The organism is Streptococcus sp. IMAU 99161 (genome assembly GCF_014435245.1).
In the GTDB taxonomy this organism is placed as follows: Bacteria; Bacillota; Bacilli; order Lactobacillales; family Streptococcaceae; genus Streptococcus; species Streptococcus lactarius.
On the sequence record NZ_JAAPAW010000011.1, the window covers coordinates 1 to 18,242 of the forward strand.

The 18,242-nt window shown below is 38.8% G+C and carries 14 protein-coding genes and 1 pseudogene; 12 read left to right on the plus strand and 3 right to left on the minus strand.

Features of this window, described 5'->3' with window-relative positions; translation table 11 throughout:
• Positions 1-260 precede the first annotated feature (260 nt).
• The 10 genes from HA044_RS05630 to HA044_RS05675 all read left to right on the plus strand — a co-directional run bounded on the left by HA044_RS05630 (position 261) and on the right by HA044_RS05675 (position 10,292).
• On the plus strand, positions 261-1,016 hold the full coding sequence (locus HA044_RS05630; protein ID WP_187540021.1) for a DeoR/GlpR family DNA-binding transcription regulator: 756 nt from the start codon (positions 261-263) through the stop codon (positions 1,014-1,016).
• A 332-nt stretch (positions 1,017-1,348) separates the two neighbouring features.
• Complete coding sequence (gene lacA / locus HA044_RS05635) at positions 1,349-1,774, plus strand: galactose-6-phosphate isomerase subunit LacA (protein ID WP_187540023.1); 426 nt, start codon at positions 1,349-1,351, stop codon at positions 1,772-1,774.
• Between the two features lie 18 nt (positions 1,775-1,792).
• Positions 1,793-2,308, plus strand: a complete 516-nt coding sequence (gene lacB / locus HA044_RS05640) for a galactose-6-phosphate isomerase subunit LacB (RefSeq protein WP_187540025.1) — start codon at positions 1,793-1,795, stop codon at positions 2,306-2,308.
• A gap of 10 nt (positions 2,309-2,318) precedes the next feature.
• Positions 2,319-3,248 carry a tagatose-6-phosphate kinase gene (locus HA044_RS05645; protein ID WP_187540027.1) on the plus strand — a complete coding sequence of 310 codons (930 nt, stop codon included), beginning with the start codon at positions 2,319-2,321 and terminating at the stop codon, positions 3,246-3,248.
• Positions 3,249-3,250: 2 nt separating this feature from the next.
• Positions 3,251-4,231, plus strand: coding sequence for a tagatose-bisphosphate aldolase (gene lacD / locus HA044_RS05650; RefSeq protein ID WP_187540029.1), 981 nt, complete (start codon positions 3,251-3,253; stop codon positions 4,229-4,231).
• 628 nt (positions 4,232-4,859) lie between these two features.
• Complete coding sequence (locus HA044_RS05655) at positions 4,860-5,693, plus strand: PRD domain-containing protein (RefSeq protein ID WP_187540031.1); 834 nt, start codon at positions 4,860-4,862, stop codon at positions 5,691-5,693.
• A 43-nt stretch (positions 5,694-5,736) separates the two neighbouring features.
• On the plus strand, positions 5,737-6,054 hold the full coding sequence (locus HA044_RS05660) for a PTS lactose/cellobiose transporter subunit IIA (RefSeq protein WP_187540033.1): 318 nt from the start codon (positions 5,737-5,739) through the stop codon (positions 6,052-6,054).
• Positions 6,054-7,754, plus strand: a complete 1,701-nt coding sequence (locus HA044_RS05665) for a lactose-specific PTS transporter subunit EIIC (RefSeq protein WP_187540035.1) — start codon at positions 6,054-6,056, stop codon at positions 7,752-7,754. Before HA044_RS05660 ends, HA044_RS05665 begins: the two co-directional genes overlap by 1 nt.
• Before the next feature lie 102 nt (positions 7,755-7,856).
• The gene (lacG, locus tag HA044_RS05670) at positions 7,857-9,263 is read left to right on the plus strand and encodes a 6-phospho-beta-galactosidase (RefSeq protein WP_187540037.1); all 1,407 of its coding nucleotides are present in this window, start codon (positions 7,857-7,859) and stop codon (positions 9,261-9,263) included.
• A gap of 144 nt (positions 9,264-9,407) precedes the next feature.
• Complete coding sequence (locus tag HA044_RS05675) at positions 9,408-10,292, plus strand: aldose 1-epimerase family protein (RefSeq protein ID WP_187540038.1); 885 nt, start codon at positions 9,408-9,410, stop codon at positions 10,290-10,292.
• 269 nt (positions 10,293-10,561) lie between these two features.
• Here HA044_RS05675 and HA044_RS05680 read toward each other — a convergent pair whose 3' ends face one another.
• Genes HA044_RS05680 through HA044_RS05690 form a run of 3 tightly spaced genes read right to left on the minus strand, consistent with a single transcriptional unit; the run spans position 10,562 to position 14,413 of the window.
• Positions 10,562-10,876, minus strand: a complete 315-nt coding sequence (locus HA044_RS05680) for a PTS sugar transporter subunit IIB (RefSeq protein ID WP_222935344.1) — start codon at positions 10,874-10,876, stop codon at positions 10,562-10,564.
• 20 nt (positions 10,877-10,896) lie between these two features.
• Positions 10,897-13,110: a glycosyl hydrolase family 95 catalytic domain-containing protein gene (locus HA044_RS05685; RefSeq protein WP_187540040.1), complete on the minus strand. Its 2,214-nt coding sequence runs from the start codon at positions 13,108-13,110 to the stop codon at positions 10,897-10,899.
• Positions 13,111-13,114: 4 nt separating this feature from the next.
• On the minus strand, positions 13,115-14,413 hold the full coding sequence (locus tag HA044_RS05690; protein ID WP_187540042.1) for a PTS sugar transporter subunit IIC: 1,299 nt from the start codon (positions 14,411-14,413) through the stop codon (positions 13,115-13,117).
• 308 nt (positions 14,414-14,721) lie between these two features.
• Here HA044_RS05690 and HA044_RS05695 point away from each other — a divergent pair.
• A pseudogene (locus tag HA044_RS05695) lies at positions 14,722-15,485 on the plus strand (DeoR/GlpR family DNA-binding transcription regulator).
• A 272-nt stretch (positions 15,486-15,757) separates the two neighbouring features.
• The gene (locus tag HA044_RS05700; RefSeq protein WP_187540044.1) at positions 15,758-18,142 is read left to right on the plus strand and encodes a phosphoketolase; all 2,385 of its coding nucleotides are present in this window, start codon (positions 15,758-15,760) and stop codon (positions 18,140-18,142) included.
• The last annotated feature ends 100 nt before the right edge of the window (positions 18,143-18,242 follow it).

The window sequence follows — 18,242 nt, forward strand, 5'->3', positions numbered from 1 at the left end:
CAGTTGGAACATCTGAAGCAGATGCCAAAGAAAAAATCGCCCATATCGAAGCAGAAATCAATGCTTTTGTAGGGTAAAATAAACAAGTAGAGTCATTGGATAGAGCTATCTGGTGGCTCTATTTGTTTGAAACGGGAGTTGGGTCCCCTGATTTTCAATCAAAAAGTGTTTGTTTTAAACAAAAAATGTGGATTTGAAAAGAGAAAAGAGGTATAATAGAAAAAGGAATACAAACAAAACATGTGAAATAGGTACAAAATATGAAAAAACACCAACGCATGGTCGAGATCGAAAAATTAGTGAATCGTAGAGGTGTGATAACGGTTACTGAAATCGTGGAAATGATGAAGGTATCTGATATGACGATCCGCAGAGATTTGGCCGAGTTAGAAGAACAAGGCTTGATTACAAGAATTCACGGAGGTGCTCGCAGTAATCAACAATTAAAATACAGAGAAATCCCTCATGAAGAGAAGTTGTATCAACATATTGCGGCCAAAAGACAGGTTGCCTCAAAAGCTGCAAAGTTGATTCAGGATGGAGAGACGATCTTCCTAGGGCCTGGGACCTCTGTTGAAATTTTGGCAGAAGAAATTCAAAATGAAGAGTTACGTGTCATCACCAATTGTCTCCCTATTTTCAATGAACTCTACAAGAAAAGTTCAGACACCTTTAAAGTGATCCTTTTGGGTGGAGAGATGAGAGACTTGACACAGGCTTTTGTGGGGGAGATCACCAATGCCCTATTAGAACGGATGTATTACAATAAAATGTTCTTTAGTGGAAACGGCATCAAAGATGGTCAAGTGATGACCTCCTCATTCGAAGAAGCCTTCACACAGCGCTTAGCAATTGAAAAGTCTTCTGAAAGTTACCTTTTAATGGACTCATCAAAAATTGGCAAGGAAGATTTTACCTCGATCTGTTCGCTCAGTGATGTGACAGCTGTGATTACAGATGTCTCTACCGACAATGCTCACGAAGAGTTAGAAGTTTATACTCAAGTGATCGTTTAAAAAATAAAATAATCGTAGCTAGAGTACAAGGGTCCCCTTATCCTTGTACTGGTGAGTTGCTTGTAGTGTGGAATTAGAAGCGATTTTTTAAATCGTTCTGTTTCACACTATTTTTGTTCACAAACGAACAAATGAAACCGCTGTCTAAAAACTAAACAATTCGTTTATGACCAATTAAAGATAAAATCAAACAAAAAATGTTGACTTTTTGTTTATAATGGTGTATATTATAGGTGTATGTAAAAAGTAACTTAACATGCTTTGCATCTGAGGTGCTTTTTTAACTGATCGAGCAATCGATCAATCATAAATAAATTTTTGGAGGCATAGTAATGGCTATTGTAATTGGTGCAGATGCATCTGGAAAACGTTTAAAAGAACTTGTAAAAGACTTTTTAAACACTGAAGGATTTGAAGTAGTTGATGTAACTGCAGATGGTCAAGATTTTGTTGACGTCACTTTGGCAGTTGCAAAAGAAGTGAACGCAGCTGATGGCAATTTGGGTATTGTGATCGATGCCTATGGAGCTGGTCCATTCATGGTTGCTACTAAGATCAAAGGAATGGTTGCTGCTGAAGTTTCTGATGAACGTTCTGCATATATGACTCGTGGACACAACAACGCTCGTATGATTACTATGGGTGCTGAAATCGTTGGGGATGAATTAGCAAAAAACATCGTTAAAGGTTTCGTAAATGGTAAATACGATGGTGGTCGTCACCAAATTCGTGTAGATATGCTTAATAAAATGTGCTAGGAAAGAGGAAAGAAAAAAATGAAAATTGCAATTGGTTGTGACCATATCGTTACAAATGAAAAAATGGCTGTTTCAGAATTTTTGAAATCAAAAGGTTATGAAGTACTTGACTTTGGTACATATGACCATGTCCGCACACACTACCCAATCTTTGGTAAAAAAGTTGGTGAAGCTGTAGCTAGCGGTCAAGCAGATCTTGGTGTATGTATCTGTGGTACTGGTGTTGGTATCAACAATGCGGTAAACAAAGTTCCTGGTATCCGTTCTGCATTGGTTCGTGATATGACAACTGCTCTTTACGCTAAAGAACAATTGAACGCGAACGTCATCGGTTTCGGTGGTAAAATCACTGGTGAATTATTGATGTGCGATATCATCGAAGCATTCATCCATGCTGAATACAAACCAACTGAAGAAAACAAAAAATTGATTGCAAAAATCCAACATGTTGAAACCCATAATGCTCACCAAGCAGATGCAGACTTCTTTACTGAATTTCTTGAAAAATGGGATCGCGGTGAATATCACGACTAAGGGGTAGAATATGATTCTAACGGTAACTTTGAATCCATCTATTGATATTTCTTATCCACTAGAAAAATTGAACTTGGATACCGTCAATCGCGTATCTGAAGTTTCTAAAACAGCTGGTGGGAAAGGTCTTAATGTTACACGTGTCCTTTCAGAAAGTGGAGATCAAGTAGTAGCGACAGGTTTTGTCGGTGGTACAAATGGTCTGTTTTTGAAAGAGCATTTGCCAGCAGGAGTTCAGGCAGCATTCTTTGATATCGATGGGGATACACGGAATTGTATCGCGATTCTACATGAAGGGAATCAGACAGAAATCCTGGAAGCAGGACCTGAAATTAGCAACTCTGAGTCAGAAGGATTCTTAAGCCATTTTGAAGAATTGATGAAGGATTCAAATGTTATTGCTATTTCTGGTAGTCTCCCAGCTGGCCTGTCTACAGATTATTATGCAAAACTCATTGAGATCTCTCAAAAGTATCAACGCAAGGTTGTACTGGATTCGTCAGGAAAATCTCTAGAAGCAGTTTTGAAATCTAGCTTCAAACCAACTGTTATCAAGCCAAACAATGAAGAACTTTCTCAACTTTTGGGGAAAGAAGTAACAGAAGATCTTTCAGATTTGAAAGAAGTGTTAACAGATCCATTGTTTGATGGTATTGAATGGATTATCGTCTCACTTGGAGGAGATGGTGCATTTGCCAAGCATCAAAACACCTTCTACAAAGTTGATATTCCTGAGATTGAAGTAGTCAATCCGGTTGGTTCTGGAGATTCTACGGTTGCGGGAATTTCATCAGCTCTCAATAGTCAAAAAAATGACGAAGAATTGTTGAAACACGCAATGGTATTGGGAATGCTCAATGCACAAGAAAAAATGACTGGCCATGTGAATATGGACAACTACGATCAACTATATAAAGAAATTAAAGTAAAAGAGGTATAAAAATGGCACTTACAGCACAAAAACGTAAATCATTAGAAAAACTTTCAGACGAAAATGGAATCATCTCAGCTTTGGCATTCGACCAACGTGGTGCATTGAAACGTTTGATGGGTCAATACCAAGACGCTGAACCAACTGTAGCTCAAATGGAAGAATTGAAAGTTCTTGTAGCAGATGAATTGACAAAATATGCTTCATCTATGCTTCTTGACCCTGAATATGGACTTCCTGCTACTAAAGCTTTGGACAAAAATGCTGGACTTCTTCTTGCCTATGAAAAAACAGGATACGATACTTCAAGCACAAAACGTTTGCCTGACTGCTTGGATGTATGGTCTGCAAAACGTATCAAAGAACAAGGTGCAGATGCCGTTAAATTCTTGCTTTACTATGATGTAGATAGTGCAGATGAATTGAACCAACAAAAACAAGCTTACATCGAACGCGTAGGTTCTGAATGTGTGGCTGAAGATATCCCATTCTTCTTGGAAATCTTGGCTTACGATGAAAAAAATGCTGACACAGGTTCTGTTGAATTTGCTAAAGAAAAACCTCGTAAAGTTATTGAAGCAATGAAAGTATTCTCAAACCCACGCTTCAATATCGATGTATTGAAAGTTGAAGTTCCTGTAAACATGAAATATGTTGAAGGATTTGCTGAAGGTGAAGTGGTTTACAGCCGTGAAGAAGCTGCTGGTTACTTCAAAGCTCAAGACGAAGCTACAAACCTTCCATACATCTACTTGAGTGCTGGTGTATCAGCTAAATTGTTCCAAGAAACTCTTGAATTTGCACACAATTCAGGTGCTAACTTCAACGGTGTACTTTGCGGACGTGCAACTTGGGCTGGTTCAGTTCAATCTTACATTGAAAAAGGTGAAGAAGCAGCGCGCGAATGGTTGCGTACAACAGGATTCCAAAACATTGATGAATTGAACAAAGTTCTTCAAAAAACTGCTACTTCTTGGAAAGAAAGAGTTTAATCAACGAACTTACTGAAACAAGTACCTCCTGATGAAGTCCGATCTCATTAAACTAGATTGGACTTCAATTGAGATGAAATTGAATAGGAACCCTTGGTAGATAGACGTCATCGTCTGTTTTCCAAGGGTTTTTGTTTATTCAAAAAAAGGGACTTATTCCTAGTTTTAGAGGATATTCGTATGCTCTTCTAGATAAAGTATAAAAGAGAGTCGTCCTCGAAATAATTTCTCCCATTTACTTTGGCTAATAGTAGTCGATGGAGAAAACTGAATAGGGGCTGAGGTTGTTCTTGCTATATTTCTATTATTTTTTATCGTGTAGCCCCTTCATTACAAAACCCTGAATGTAGACATGTAAACAAGAATCGTGTTTGAAATAAACAAAATTTTAGAAAAAATAGCAAAAAAAGAATCAGAAAGGGTTTACAAAAACATTTTTAAATGTTATAATGAAAACATAGTTTGAATAGGGTGGATCGTAACTGAGTCATATTAGGCGAGACTGCAAATGAATTCGGGAGTAGTAGTATTCTGTTTTCCCAGCTCGTTTGTGGTCTTTTTGCAGTTTTTTCTGTGTTCTGCCATTCTACCAGTTCGGTTCATAATAAAGTGGAAAGGGGGAGTTGCAGTGTATCGGATCGTAAGCCCGATTAATAATAATATAGCTCTGGTGAAAGATGAAAGTCAAAGAGAGTTAATTGTTACAGGTAAAGGGATTGTCTTCCAAAAGAAAAAAGGGGACATTATTGCTTCAAGCCTGGTGGACAAGGTCTTTCGTTTAAATACGGAAGAGTCCAAAGAAAACTTTTTAGCTCTTTTAAAAGACGTACCACTGGACTTTATTACGGTAACTTATGATGTGATAGACACATTAACCCTGAAGTACAACTATCCGGTGCAGGATTATTTATATGTAACTCTAACTGATCACATTTATTGTACCTACCAGTCTATTCAAACAGGTAACTACCAAAGCAGTAAGTTACCAGATGTTTCAAGAGAGTATCCAATTGAATACAAAATTGGTGCTGAGGCTCTGTCCATTTTCAAATCGAAACTACTCGATCGTTTTCCAGATGAAGAACTTGGAAGGATTGCTATTCACTTTATAAATGCGAGACGTGATGGAGAAGTAGCTCCATCAGTTGAGATTAGCCGAACCAAGCATATTCTTGACTTAGTTAAGCAGGAGTTGGCTCGAAACCATATCGAACGAACGTCCCTAAATAGCAATTTTTATGACCGCTTTATGGTCCATCTAAGTTATTTTTTGGATTATATCGATCGATCCAGAAAGGACAATACCTCTTTACTTGGAATGGAAGAACATCTGAAGATTTCGTATCCTGAGGCTTTTGAAATAGGAAATCGAATCTATGATGTGATTGCAAGAGAAACGGGTGTGGATTTATTCCACAGTGAACGCATTTACATTGTGTTACACATTCAACGTCTCTTGTAAAAATTAGTTTGCTCTATCATTAAATTTATAAGGAGGAAATATTATGAATAGAGAAGAAGTCCAATTGTTGGGTTTTGAGATCGTGGCTTATGCTGGCGACGCTCGCTCAAAATTACTTGAAGCTTTAAAACAAGCTGAAGCTGGCGATTTTGCTAAAGCAGAAGCTCTTGTTGAAGAAGCAGGTGGTTGCATTGCTGAAGCTCACAAAGCGCAAACATCTATGCTTACTCAAGAAGCATCTGGAGCAGAAATTCCTTACAGCATCACCATGATGCATGGACAGGACCACTTGATGACAACCATCTTGTTAAAAGATGTGATTCATCATCTCATCGAATTATATAAAAGGGGAGCTAAATAATGAACAAACTCATTGAGCTTATTGAAAAAGGGAAACCATTCTTTGAGAAGATTTCTCGTAATAAATATTTGCGAGCGATTCGTGATGGTTTCATTGCAGGGATGCCTGTAATCTTATTCTCATCTATCTTCATCCTGATTGCGTATGTACCAAACGCATGGGGATTCCACTGGTCTAAAGATATTGAAACATTCTTGATGACTCCATATAACTATTCTATGGGCATCTTGGCCTTCTTCGTTGGTGGTACAACGGCCAAGGCTTTGACTGATTCAATGAACCGTGACCTCCCAGCAACCAACCAAATCAACTTCATTTCTACAATGTTGGCTTCTATGGTTGGCTTCTTGCTCATGGCTGCAGAACCTGCTAAAGATGGCGGATTCTTAACAGCATTCATGGGAACTAAAGGGTTGCTAACAGCCTTTATTGCTGCATTCGTTACTGTTAATGTTTACAAAGTCTGTGTGAAAAACAATGTGACCATCCGCATGCCGGACGAGGTTCCACCAAATATTTCACAAGTATTTAAAGACTTGATTCCATTTACATTGTCAGTTGTAATCTTGTATGCACTTGAATTAGTTGTGAAAGCAAGCCTTCATGTAACGGTTGCTGAATCAATCGGTACTCTTATTGCTCCACTCTTCTCAGCTGCAGACGGATACCTTGGTATTACCTTTATCTTTGGTGCTTATGCCTTCTTCTGGTTTGTAGGGATCCATGGTCCTTCAATCGTAGAACCAGCGATCGCTGCGATTACTTACGCAAATATTGATAACAACTTACATTTGATTCAAGCTGGACAACATGCCGATAAAGTCATCACATCTGGTACTCAAATGTTTATCGTTACCATGGGTGGTACTGGTGCAACCTTGATTGTTCCATTCCTCTTCATGTGGTTGTGTAAATCAGAACGGAACCGTGCAATCGGACGTGCTTCTGTTGTTCCTACATTCTTTGGTGTAAACGAACCAATCTTGTTTGGTGCTCCAATTGTATTGAACCCAATCTTCTTTGTTCCATTTATCTTTGCTCCAATTGCAAACGTATGGATCTTCAAATTCTTCGTTGATACTTTGGGAATGAACTCATTCTCTGCTAACCTTCCATGGGTAACTCCTGGACCTCTTGGTATTGTTCTTGGTACAAACTTCCAAGTACTTTCCTTCATCCTTGCTGCACTTCTTGTTGTAGTGGACATTGTTATTTACTATCCATTCGTTAAAGTTTACGATGAACAAATTCTTGAAGAAGAACGTTCAGGTAAATCAAACGATAGCTTGAAAGAAAAAGTTGCTGCAAACTTTAACACTGCTAAAGCAGATGCTATTCTTGAAAAAGCTGGTGTTGAAGATGAACCAGCTCAAAACAATATCACAAAAGAAACAAACGTATTGGTTCTTTGTGCAGGTGGTGGAACTAGTGGACTTCTTGCCAATGCTTTGAATAAAGCTGCTGCAGAATACAATGTTCCTGTGAAGGCTGCTGCTGGTGGCTACGGTGCTCACCGTGAAATGTTGCCAGAATTTGACCTTGTTATCCTTGCTCCTCAAGTAGCTTCAAACTATGAAGATATGAAGGCTGAAACAGATAAACTTGGAATCAAATTGGCTAAGACTGAAGGAGCTCAATACATCAAGTTGACTCGTGATGGTAAAGGCGCTCTTGCATTCGTTCAAGAACAATTTCAATAATAATAAGATTTACTGTTGATCGAAGTGAGATGGAGAAGGATTGCTCACTGACTCCTCTCCATCTTGCTTTGTTTTTATTTTATGATTGAGAAGGGGAAACTTATGTCAAAAACATTACCTAAAGATTTTATTTTTGGTGGCGCAACAGCAGCTTATCAAGCAGAAGGTGCAACACATACAGATGGTAAAGGACCAGTTGCATGGGATAAATATTTAGCAGACAACTATTGGTATACTGCTGAACCAGCGAGTGATTTCTACCATAAATATCCAGTAGACTTAAAATTAGCAGAAGAATATGGCGTAAATGGAATCCGTATTTCTATTGCTTGGTCACGTATTTTCCCAACTGGCTATGGTGAAGTCAATCCAAAAGGGGTAGAATTCTATCATAAGTTATTTGCAGAATGTCATAAACGTCATGTAGAACCATTCGTTACACTTCATCACTTCGATACACCAGAAGCGCTTCATTCAAACGGAGACTTCTTGAATCGTGAAAATATCGAACACTTTGTGGACTATGCTGCATTCTGCTTTGAAGAGTTTCCTGAAGTAAATTACTGGACAACTTTCAATGAAATTGGACCAATTGGTGACGGCCAATACTTAGTTGGTAAATTCCCACCAGGAATTAAATACGACCTTGCCAAAGTCTTCCAATCTCACCACAATATGATGGTTTCTCATGCTCGTGCTGTGAAATTGTACAAAGACAAAGGTTATAAAGGTGAAATCGGGGTTGTTCACGCCCTTCCAACTAAGTATCCATTGGATCCTAAAAATCCTGCAGACGTACGTGCTGCTGAGTTGGAAGATATCATCCACAACAAATTTATCTTGGATGCTACTTACCTCGGACACTACTCAGATGCAACCATGGAAGGGGTAAACCACATTCTTTCAGTTAATGGTGGTAGCTTGGATCTTCGTGACGAAGACTTTGCAGCGCTTGAAGCAGCTAAAGATTTGAACGACTTCCTTGGAATTAACTACTACATGAGTGACTGGATGGAAGCCTTTGATGGTGAAACTGAAATCATCCACAACGGTAAAGGTGAAAAAGGAAGCTCTAAGTACCAAATTAAAGGTGTTGGTCGTCGTGTGGCTCCGGACTATGTACCTCGTACTGACTGGGATTGGATTATCTATCCTCAAGGTTTGTATGACCAAATCATGCGTGTTAAGAAAGACTATCCAAACTACAAGAAGATCTACATCACTGAAAACGGACTTGGATACAAAGATGAATTTGTCGATAACACTGTTTACGATGATGGCCGTATTGATTATGTAAAACAACACTTGGAAGTATTGTCTGATGCAATTGCAGATGGTGCAAATGTCAAAGGATACTTCATCTGGTCATTGATGGACGTCTTCTCATGGTCTAATGGTTATGAAAAACGCTATGGTCTCTTCTATGTGGACTTTGAAACACAAGAACGCTATCCTAAGAAATCAGCTCATTGGTACAAGAAATTAGCTGAAACCCAAGTGATTGAATAACCTCACTTGAAGGTATCCTATTTTGTTATCAAATACTCTAGAAAAGGTCAAAGATTTTCATAAAATGGTCTTTGAAAAAGTCTGTATCGTTTGTTTCGATGTAGATTTTTTCCCTTTTCAATAACAAAAAGAAAGGAATTGATTGTGACGATTGAATTAAAAAATGATTACTTAACTGTCCAATTCCAAGAAGTCGGAGGAGCCCTTTCTTCCATTAAGGACAAAGACGGGGTTGAATACCTCTGGCAAGGGGATGCAACTTATTGGAGTGGCCAAGCACCAGTCTTATTCCCGAATTGCGGAAGTGTTCGTGACGATAAGGCTTTGTTTGGTCAAAAACTGGGTCAACTTCCAAGACATGGATTGGTCCGTAAAAAAACATTCCAGGCTCATCCTGTAAACGATCACCAAGTGAAGTTTACGATTGAAGATACTCCAGAGATGTTTGAGCAATATCCTTATCATTTTAAGTTGAGTATTTTATATACTTTGAAAGAAAAATCAATTGTAACGGAATACATTGTTGAAAATCTTTCAGATGAAGTGATGCCTTACTTTATTGGTGGTCACCCAGGTTTCAATTGCCCTCTTCTTGTGGATGAAGCTTATGAAGATTATTATTTGGAATTTGAAAATGAGGAAACTTGTACAGTTCCAAAACAATTTCCTGATACAGGGCTTTTAGATGTACAAGATCGTACGCCGTTCTTGCAAGGTCAAAAAACACTTGATTTGGACTTCAAGATTTTTGAAAAAGATGCGGTAACACTTGATCAATTGTCCTCAAGAAGTATCCGTCTGAAATCGAAAAAGCATGATAAGGGAATTCAGTTGCAATTTAAGGATTTCCCTCATCTGATCCTATGGTCTACAACCAATAAAGGTCCATTCATCGCTTTGGAACCTTGGAGTGGTCTATCTACCTCTTTAGAGGAATCTGACCAGTTTGATCAAAAACGGGATGTTTCATTTGTTGAACCAAAGCAAGCTGATCAAAAGAGCTTTGTCATTGAAGTGCTAGGAATCTAGCCTCTATCATTCTTGTTTATTAGCGATAGTCCAAGATCTCCCTCCTTTAAAATAATGTTCAATTGAGACAATTTTTGACTTGGACTATCGTTGATTGTAGATGATAGCGAGGGAAAGTTTGATTGAAAATAGAAGAACAAGACTGAATGAATGTTATTCAAAGATTTATTCAGTCTTGTTTTTTTATATGGTGATCATAACAAAAAATCAGCCACAGGATCAATAGCATTATCACTGACCCTGTGGCTGATTCGTTTATTGTGGTCGTCTTATTCGACCACTGATTTAATTTGCTCAATGATTTTATCGGCATTCATTGTACCGTAGTCCATCATATTAATGACTTCAACATGGATATTTTTATCTTTTACAAGGTCCAAGATTGTATCTTTTTGGAAAGCTACTTGAGGGCCTAAGAAGATACCGCTGATATCTTCTTTAGCAAGTTCTTCAGGTAATTCACTTGTTGGAACTGCATAAATGTGATAATCATATCCTTTTGTTTCTGCCGATTTGCGTAATTTAGTAACCAGCATACTAGTACTCATTCCAGCTGAACATGCTAATACAATTGTTTTTGTCATGATAGAAATCCTTCTTTCTTTTATAGTGAATAGAAATTATTTTCTTTAAACGAATATTCTTTATGGATATTATTCCAGTCGATCGTAACCGTTGTATCTCTTTCAGCAGAGATGCTTAGTTTAGTGACTGTTGAGTTTTCCCAGTAAATATCTAAGGTTAAACCAGATTTTGTTTTATACCCTTTGAGTGATCCTGTTTCGAAAGCTTTCGGTAAAGCAGGAAGCAAATGAATCGTAGTCCCAAAATCATGGACAATCATTTCTAGGATACCGTTGACAGCCCCAAAGTTCCCATCAATTTGAAATGGTGGGTGATTGTCTAATAAATTATCTAAAGTAGATTTGGCTAGTAACTTTTCAAAATTATTGAATGCTTCAGTAGGACGGTTTAACCGAGCAAAGAAGTTGATAATCCATGCACAGCTCCAGCCGGTATGACCTCCACCGTTAGCTAATCTTTTCTCAAGAGTATTGAAACTTGCTTGGAAGAGCTCTGGATTTTTTAATTCATTGATTTCATTTCCTGGGAATAAACCAAATAGATGAGAAATGTGTCTATGGCCTGGTTCGGATTCTTGATAATCCGTTTGCCATTCCATGATACATCCTTCAGAGTTGATCTTTGTAGCAGGAAGATGGTTCAAAATGTATTGATTTCTTTCCTTGATCTCTGATGGGATAATGGAATCTGGTAAGTGGCCAAACCTGGTGAGGAAGTCTCTGACAATCTGAATATCCATGGTTGGACTAATACAGAGTTGACCAGCTTGTCCATCGTTTGTAATATAGGTATTTTCAGGTGAAACCGAAGGCCCTGTATTGAGTGTACCGTTGTATTCAAATAAATAGGAGTTTAAGAACTTCCAATTTTCTAGCAATACTTCACCGTATTCTGAAAGGAATTGATCATCATGGCTGTACTCAAAGTGTTCGATAATATCGAGAGAAAGCCAGATGCCACCCATCGGCCAAATCGTTGCAGGCATGTAGAAATCAGAAGGCGCAGCATCACCAAAAATATCCGTGTTGTGATGGAGTACGGCCCCATCAGCTCCATACATGGATTGTGCAACTTTTTTCCCATTAGGAAGACTATTCTTTAAAAAGTCAAAGAGCGGGAAATGTAACTCGGAAAGGCCAAGCTTTTCACAAAACCAATAGTTCATCTGAGTATTGATGTTAATGGTGTAGCGACTACCCCAAGGAGGAGTAAAGTCTTTACTCCAAATTCCTTGTAGGTTGGCTGGGAAACTACCTTTTCTGCTTGATGAGATTAGTAAATATTTCCCAAAGTTAAAGTAAGCTAAGCTAAGAGATGGTGTTACATTTCCTTCTTTAGCATCGTTTAATGCATCCGGTAGGACGACCGTATCTTTTGCTTCATTTAGGTTTAATGTCGAACGGTTAAACAGCTGACTAAAATCAGTTATATGCTCAGTCTTTAAGGTATCGTATGGAACCTTCTTAGAGGCACTCAGCTGGTCCAGGCACCATTGCCGTGGGTCTTCTGATCGAATGCTTGTGCGTCCAGTCACTCCCATAACCAATTTTGTTGCATGTTTGATGACGATTCGAGAATCATAATATTCGACTGCTCCGTCACAGGAATGAACGTTCAAGCCCATTGCAAACTCGATGCCCTGAGTTTTATTGCCGTTGTATCCTGAAAGCACTAGTGTATCATCAATCAGTTCCAGTTCATCCAAATAGGATTCACTTTGTCCACTGGTTGGGCTCCGTCTCATCAAGTAAAGCTCGAGATTGAGATCGCTTCCTTCTATCTGATAGAATAATTCATTTGCAGGATAGGAAATGAAGCAGGTCCGACTTTCTTCTTGATTCAAACGGCTGTATGAGATGGAGCAAGTACCGCCATCCAATGTCAATTCTTTTGAATAGTCGGAATAATCCAGTGAATGAATGGCCTCAATATGAACCTGGCCCAGTGGCTCGTAGTGCCTTGGGTGAGGTGATTTTGCAAATAGATACCGTCTTGCCAAGAGATGGGCCTTCTCAATTTCTTGCTGTTGGAGGGCCTCTCTAATAGGAGCGATGGCATCGATAGCATGTTTATTTAAACGATCAATTTCCCAGCCAGAATACAATGAATCTTCATTCATGTAGAGGATATCATGGTTGGGGTTTCCTAAAACCATTGCCCCTAGAAAACCATTCCCCAAGGGAGAAGCGTCTTCCCATGAATTAGCTGGCTTTTTAAAAATAATCTTTGTCATAACCTTATAAACCTTGTTCTTCTTTTAAGAATTGTTTATCCATTGCTTTGACGAAAGGTAAATATCCGAAGAATCCAACAACGATCAACAAGATTTGAATGAGTGATCCCATGATATTGAAGTTAGTTGAAATAAATCCGCTCAAGATAATTGGTGTAGTCCATGGAACTGGAACAACAGGAATTGGTGCAATATGTAATACAGCAAGACCATAAACCAAGAAGAATTGAAGAAGGTATACGAAGATAAATGGAATGAACATGTAAACGTTCATAACGACTGGAAGTCCATACATGAATGGTTCATGTACCAAGAAGATAGACGGGATCCAAGAGAATTTACCCATAGATTTCGCACGTTCTGATTTACATCCAAAGATTAATGTCAATGGAATTGCAAAGTTGAAGACACCAGAGTAGACTTCCCAGAAAGTAAGGGAAACGATGTAAGGAAGTGCATGTCCTGCGTTATAGGCATCCAAGTTTGCAGCCATCATCGTCAATAGAATAGGTCTCCAAACAACTCCGACGACATTGGCGCCATGGATACCGAAGAACCAGAGTAATTGTTGGATCAGGATGAAGATGGCAATTGCCCAAATACTGTCACCCAAGGCAAGTAATGGTTGGGTAAACATTTGATACATGAAGTCAGAGAAATATCCATATGGAGTTAGAGAGAAGCCGAAGCGAACGACCAAGAAGAACAATAATACGACAAACATTGGAATGATAGATGTGAAACTCTTGGTAACATTTTCAGGAATGGCATCTGGTAACTTGATAGTGATATCTCGTTTAATAAAGTAATGATAAATTTTGAGAGAGATAATGGTAGTAATTAAGGCTGGGAAGATCCCTTGTGCACTAAAGAGCGCAGTTGGAATGACATTGGCTACAGAAAGCTTTTCAACAGCTTTTCCAGCGACTTCTCCGGCCCCTTTATAAGAAAAGTTTGAAATTACAAGGAAGGACAAGAAGCTTACAATAATCCCATATAATTTATTGATCTTTAATTGTTCACTATAGGAATTGGCAACAGCAATTAAGATCGTAACGGTCAACATTCCGATAGAAATGGTTCCCAGTTGAGAGAAGAAATTCACCAAAAAGGTATTGACATTTGGTGCAAACTTATCCAAGAATGGAAGATTGGCCATCAAGATTCCGACTGCACCGACGATTGTTACAGGTGTAGTGGCGATCATACCGTCACGAATAGCAACGAATTCTTTGGTGCTATTCAGTTTATTAGCAATTGGATTTGCAATTTTTTGCAATTTATCAATGAATTGATTAAACATAAAATTCCTCCGTTTTTCCATAAATAATATAGAAATTAGAATCCTAAACATACTTTTTACATTTAAGGACCAGTGTTAAACGCTTTGAAAATAAATGAAAAAAATAAGTCCTCCTCCAAAAAAATAAAAATGGTACCATTGCAATTTGCTACCTATATAATATCCTGTAATAGTTCTGAATTCAATAGATGACGAAAAGGTTGGTGTAAATTCAAAAATGATCCGTCATTTCTTCAAGAGTATTCAAAAGATGATCTAAATGGTATAATATAATAAAGGTTTTATAGGTAGAATAAAGAGGATAGTATATGACCAGATTAAGTAGAATAGAAGAAGTTGAAGCCATTATTCGGCGGAAACGCCGCATGGCCATAAAAGAGTTGGAGCAGCTAACCTATTCAAGTGCATCAACACTTAGAAGAGACTTGATTTACCTAGAAGAGCATGGACTCATACGGAGAGCACGTGGAGAAGTTTTTCTAAATTCCTCTAATACTAATGAAGAATCGTATTTTTTGAGGGAAAACAAAAATAAAAATGCCAAAAAAAAATAGCAACCCTATCTAGAGACTTCATAGGTCCAGGGATGTGTATTTATCTAGACGCTAGTACGACAGTTTTTGAACTATGCCCCTACGTATGTGAAGTGAATCATTTAATTATTTTGACCAATGATTTAAAATCAGCCCAATATTTGGCTGAACATACGAATCCGTCTAATAAAATTTTTGAGATTGGAGGCGAAGTGCGTCACCATTCTACCACCTCTATCTGTCAGGATTTTGAACATTCCTTTATTCAACATTTTAATATTGATCTTGCAATCTGTTCGGCCAGTGGCATTGATGATAGATTTGTGTATGAAAAGTCTTTGAATCAAGCTTTGGCGAAGAAAAACATTATCGAAAAGGCTAAAAATACGATTTTATTAGTCGATCAAACAAAATTTTTCCATACTGGATTTTATAAAATTAACCAACTGTCTGCCTACAAAACGATTATTTCAGATGCTGCCCCGGATTCTAAAATGTTAGTTGCAGCAGAGGAATGTGGAACGGAATGGATCTTCTAAACCTCTATGTGCTCGTTAAAAAGCAACATTTGCTAGACGATATTACAAAAAGAGATAGCTCAAAAAGAAAGTGCTTTCAACTTCTCAAAAAATTTGAGTTTCAAATAATATTTTCTTACTTTCGGTGTACAAAAAGGGAATTTCTTGATAAAATAGAATAATATTGAATAACTTCTTCAATATCATCTGTTTGACGCTGAAAACAGATTTTTTAAACTATTAAAAAGTACAGGTTTTGAAGGAAATCTGTCTAGAAATTGTGAGGAGACAAGATGACTGTCGATTATAACAGCAAAGCATACTTGGATAAAGTAGATGCTTGGTGGCGTGCAGCCAACTACATTTCAGCTGCTCAAATGTACTTGAAAGATAACCCATTGTTGAAGCGTGAAGTCGTTGAAAACGACATGAAGGCTCACCCAATCGGACACTGGGGTACAGTACCAGGGCAAAACTTTATCTATGCTCACTTGAACCGGACCATCAATAAATACGACTTGGATATGTTCTACATTGAAGGACCAGGTCATGGTGGGCAAGTAATGGTATCTAATTCTTACTTGGATGGTTCATACACTGAATTGAATCCAGGTATTCCTCAAAATGAAGAAGGTTTCAAACACTTGTGTAAGATCTTCTCATTCCCTGGAGGAATTGCTTCACACGCGGCGCCTGAAACACCAGGATCTATCCACGAAGGTGGAGAACTTGGTTACGCACTTTCACACGCTACTGGAGCTGTATTGGATAATCCAGATGTCATTGCTGCGACAGTAATTGGTGATGGTGAAGGGGAAACTGGACCATTGATGGCTGGTTGGTTGTCAAATACTTTCTTGAACCCTGTCAATGATGGTGCTGTTCTTCCAATCTTCTATCTCAATGGTGGGAAGATCCATAACCCAACAATCTTTGAGCGGAAGACAGATGAAGAATTGACTCTCTTCTTCGAAGGTCTTGGTTGGAAGCCAATCTTTGCCAATGTAACAGCAATCTCAGATGATCATGAGGCATCTCACGCTTTGTTCGCTGAAAAATTGGATGAAGCAATTGAAGAAATTAAAAAAGTCCAAGCAGAAGCTCGTAAGGGATCTGCTGAAGAAGCAACTCAAGCTGTTTATCCTGTCTTGATTGCCCGTATTCCTAAAGGATGGACTGGACCTAAAGCATGGGAAGGAACACCAATCGAGGGTGGTTTCCGTGCACACCAAGTTCCAATCCCAGTAGATGCGCATCATATGGAACATGTGGATGCCCTTCTTTCATGGTTGGAATCTTACCGCCCAGCTGAATTGTTCGATGAAAACGGTACATTACTCCCTGAAATTGCAGAAATCGCACCAAAAGGCGACCGTCGCATGGCGATGAATCCAATCACCAATGCAGGTGTCATTAAACCAATGAACACAGCTGATTGGAAGAAACATGCCTTCAAAATTGGAACACCAGGTGCCATCATGGCGCAGGATATGATCGAATTTGGTAAGTATGCAGCAGATCTTGTGGATGCGAACCCTGATAACTTCCGTATCTTTGGACCGGATGAAACCAAATCAAACCGTCTTCAAGAAGTCTTCACACGGACCAACCGTCAATGGTTAGGACGCATGAAACCAGATTATGATGAAGCATTGAGCCCTGCTGGTCGTGTCATCGACTCTCAATTGTCAGAACACCAAGCAGAAGGAATGCTTGAAGGATATGTCTTGACAGGGCGTCATGGATTCTTCGCTTCTTACGAATCATTCCTTCGTGTTGTTGACTCAATGATTACGCAGCACTTCAAATGGTTGCGTAAATCTAAGACTCACACAACATGGCGTAAAAACTACCCAGCCTTGAACTTGATTGCGACTTCAACCGTCTTCCAACAAGACCACAATGGTTATACTCACCAAGATCCAGGTATCTTGACGCATTTGGCGGAGAAAACACCTGAATATATTCGTGAGTACTTGCCAGCAGATACCAATAGCTTGCTTGCTGTAATGGATAAGGCCCTTAAAGCAGAAGATAAGATCAACTTGATCGTCGCTTCTAAACACCCTCGTCCTCAGTTCTACTCGACAGATGAAGCTGAAGAATTGGTACGCGAAGGTTACAAAGTGATCGATTGGGCTTCAACTGTTTCAGCAGATGAAGAACCAGATCTTGTCATTGCAGCAGCTGGTACAGAACCAAACTTGGAAGCTTTGGCTGCGATTACAATCTTGCACCAAGCCTTCCCAGAATTGAAGATCCGCTTTGTCAATGTTGTGGATATTTTGAAATTGCGTCACCCATCAGTAGATGCACGTGGACTTTCTGACGAAGAGTTCGATAAAGTCTTCACGACTGACAAACCTGTTATCTTTGCCTTCCATGGTTACGAAGGTATAATCCGTGACATCTTCTTCAACCGTCACAACCACAATCTTCGTGTACATGGTTACCGTGAAAACGGAGATATCACAACACCATTTGATATGCGTGTGATGTCTGAGTTGGACCGCTTCCACTTGGCACAAGATGCAGCTAATGCAGCTCTTGGAGAAGCAGCAAGTGAATTTGCTGCTCAAATGGATGAGACAGTAGCCTTCCACAACGCCTATATCCGTGAAAATGGAGACGACATTCCAGAAGTTCAAAACTGGAAATGGGAAAACGTGAATAAATAAGAAAAAAAGCCGGAGCAATCCGGCTTTTTTTCTTATTCAGACCGTCTTTTACATTTCCACTTGCTTTTTTTGAAACAGTTAAGCGCTGTTTCATCAGTTT

Excerpts from the sequence above, each read along its gene's own strand:
- HA044_RS05630 (WP_187540021.1), top strand. The coding sequence starts at position 261 with ATGAAAAAACACCAACGCATGGTCGAGATCGAAAAATTAGTGAATCGT.
- lacA (WP_187540023.1), top strand. The coding sequence starts at position 1,349 with ATGGCTATTGTAATTGGTGCAGATGCATCTGGAAAACGTTTAAAAGAA.
- lacB (WP_187540025.1), top strand. The coding sequence starts at position 1,793 with ATGAAAATTGCAATTGGTTGTGACCATATCGTTACAAATGAAAAAATG.
- HA044_RS05645 (WP_187540027.1), top strand. The coding sequence starts at position 2,319 with ATGATTCTAACGGTAACTTTGAATCCATCTATTGATATTTCTTATCCA.
- lacD (WP_187540029.1), top strand. The coding sequence starts at position 3,251 with ATGGCACTTACAGCACAAAAACGTAAATCATTAGAAAAACTTTCAGAC.
- HA044_RS05660 (WP_187540033.1), top strand. The coding sequence starts at position 5,737 with ATGAATAGAGAAGAAGTCCAATTGTTGGGTTTTGAGATCGTGGCTTAT.
- HA044_RS05665 (WP_187540035.1), top strand. The coding sequence starts at position 6,054 with ATGAACAAACTCATTGAGCTTATTGAAAAAGGGAAACCATTCTTTGAG.
- lacG (WP_187540037.1), top strand. The coding sequence starts at position 7,857 with ATGTCAAAAACATTACCTAAAGATTTTATTTTTGGTGGCGCAACAGCA.
- HA044_RS05680 (WP_222935344.1), bottom strand. The coding sequence starts at position 10,876 with ATGACAAAAACAATTGTATTAGCATGTTCAGCTGGAATGAGTACTAGT.
- HA044_RS05685 (WP_187540040.1), bottom strand. The coding sequence starts at position 13,110 with ATGACAAAGATTATTTTTAAAAAGCCAGCTAATTCATGGGAAGACGCT.
- HA044_RS05690 (WP_187540042.1), bottom strand. The coding sequence starts at position 14,413 with ATGTTTAATCAATTCATTGATAAATTGCAAAAAATTGCAAATCCAATT.
- HA044_RS05700 (WP_187540044.1), top strand. The coding sequence starts at position 15,758 with ATGACTGTCGATTATAACAGCAAAGCATACTTGGATAAAGTAGATGCT.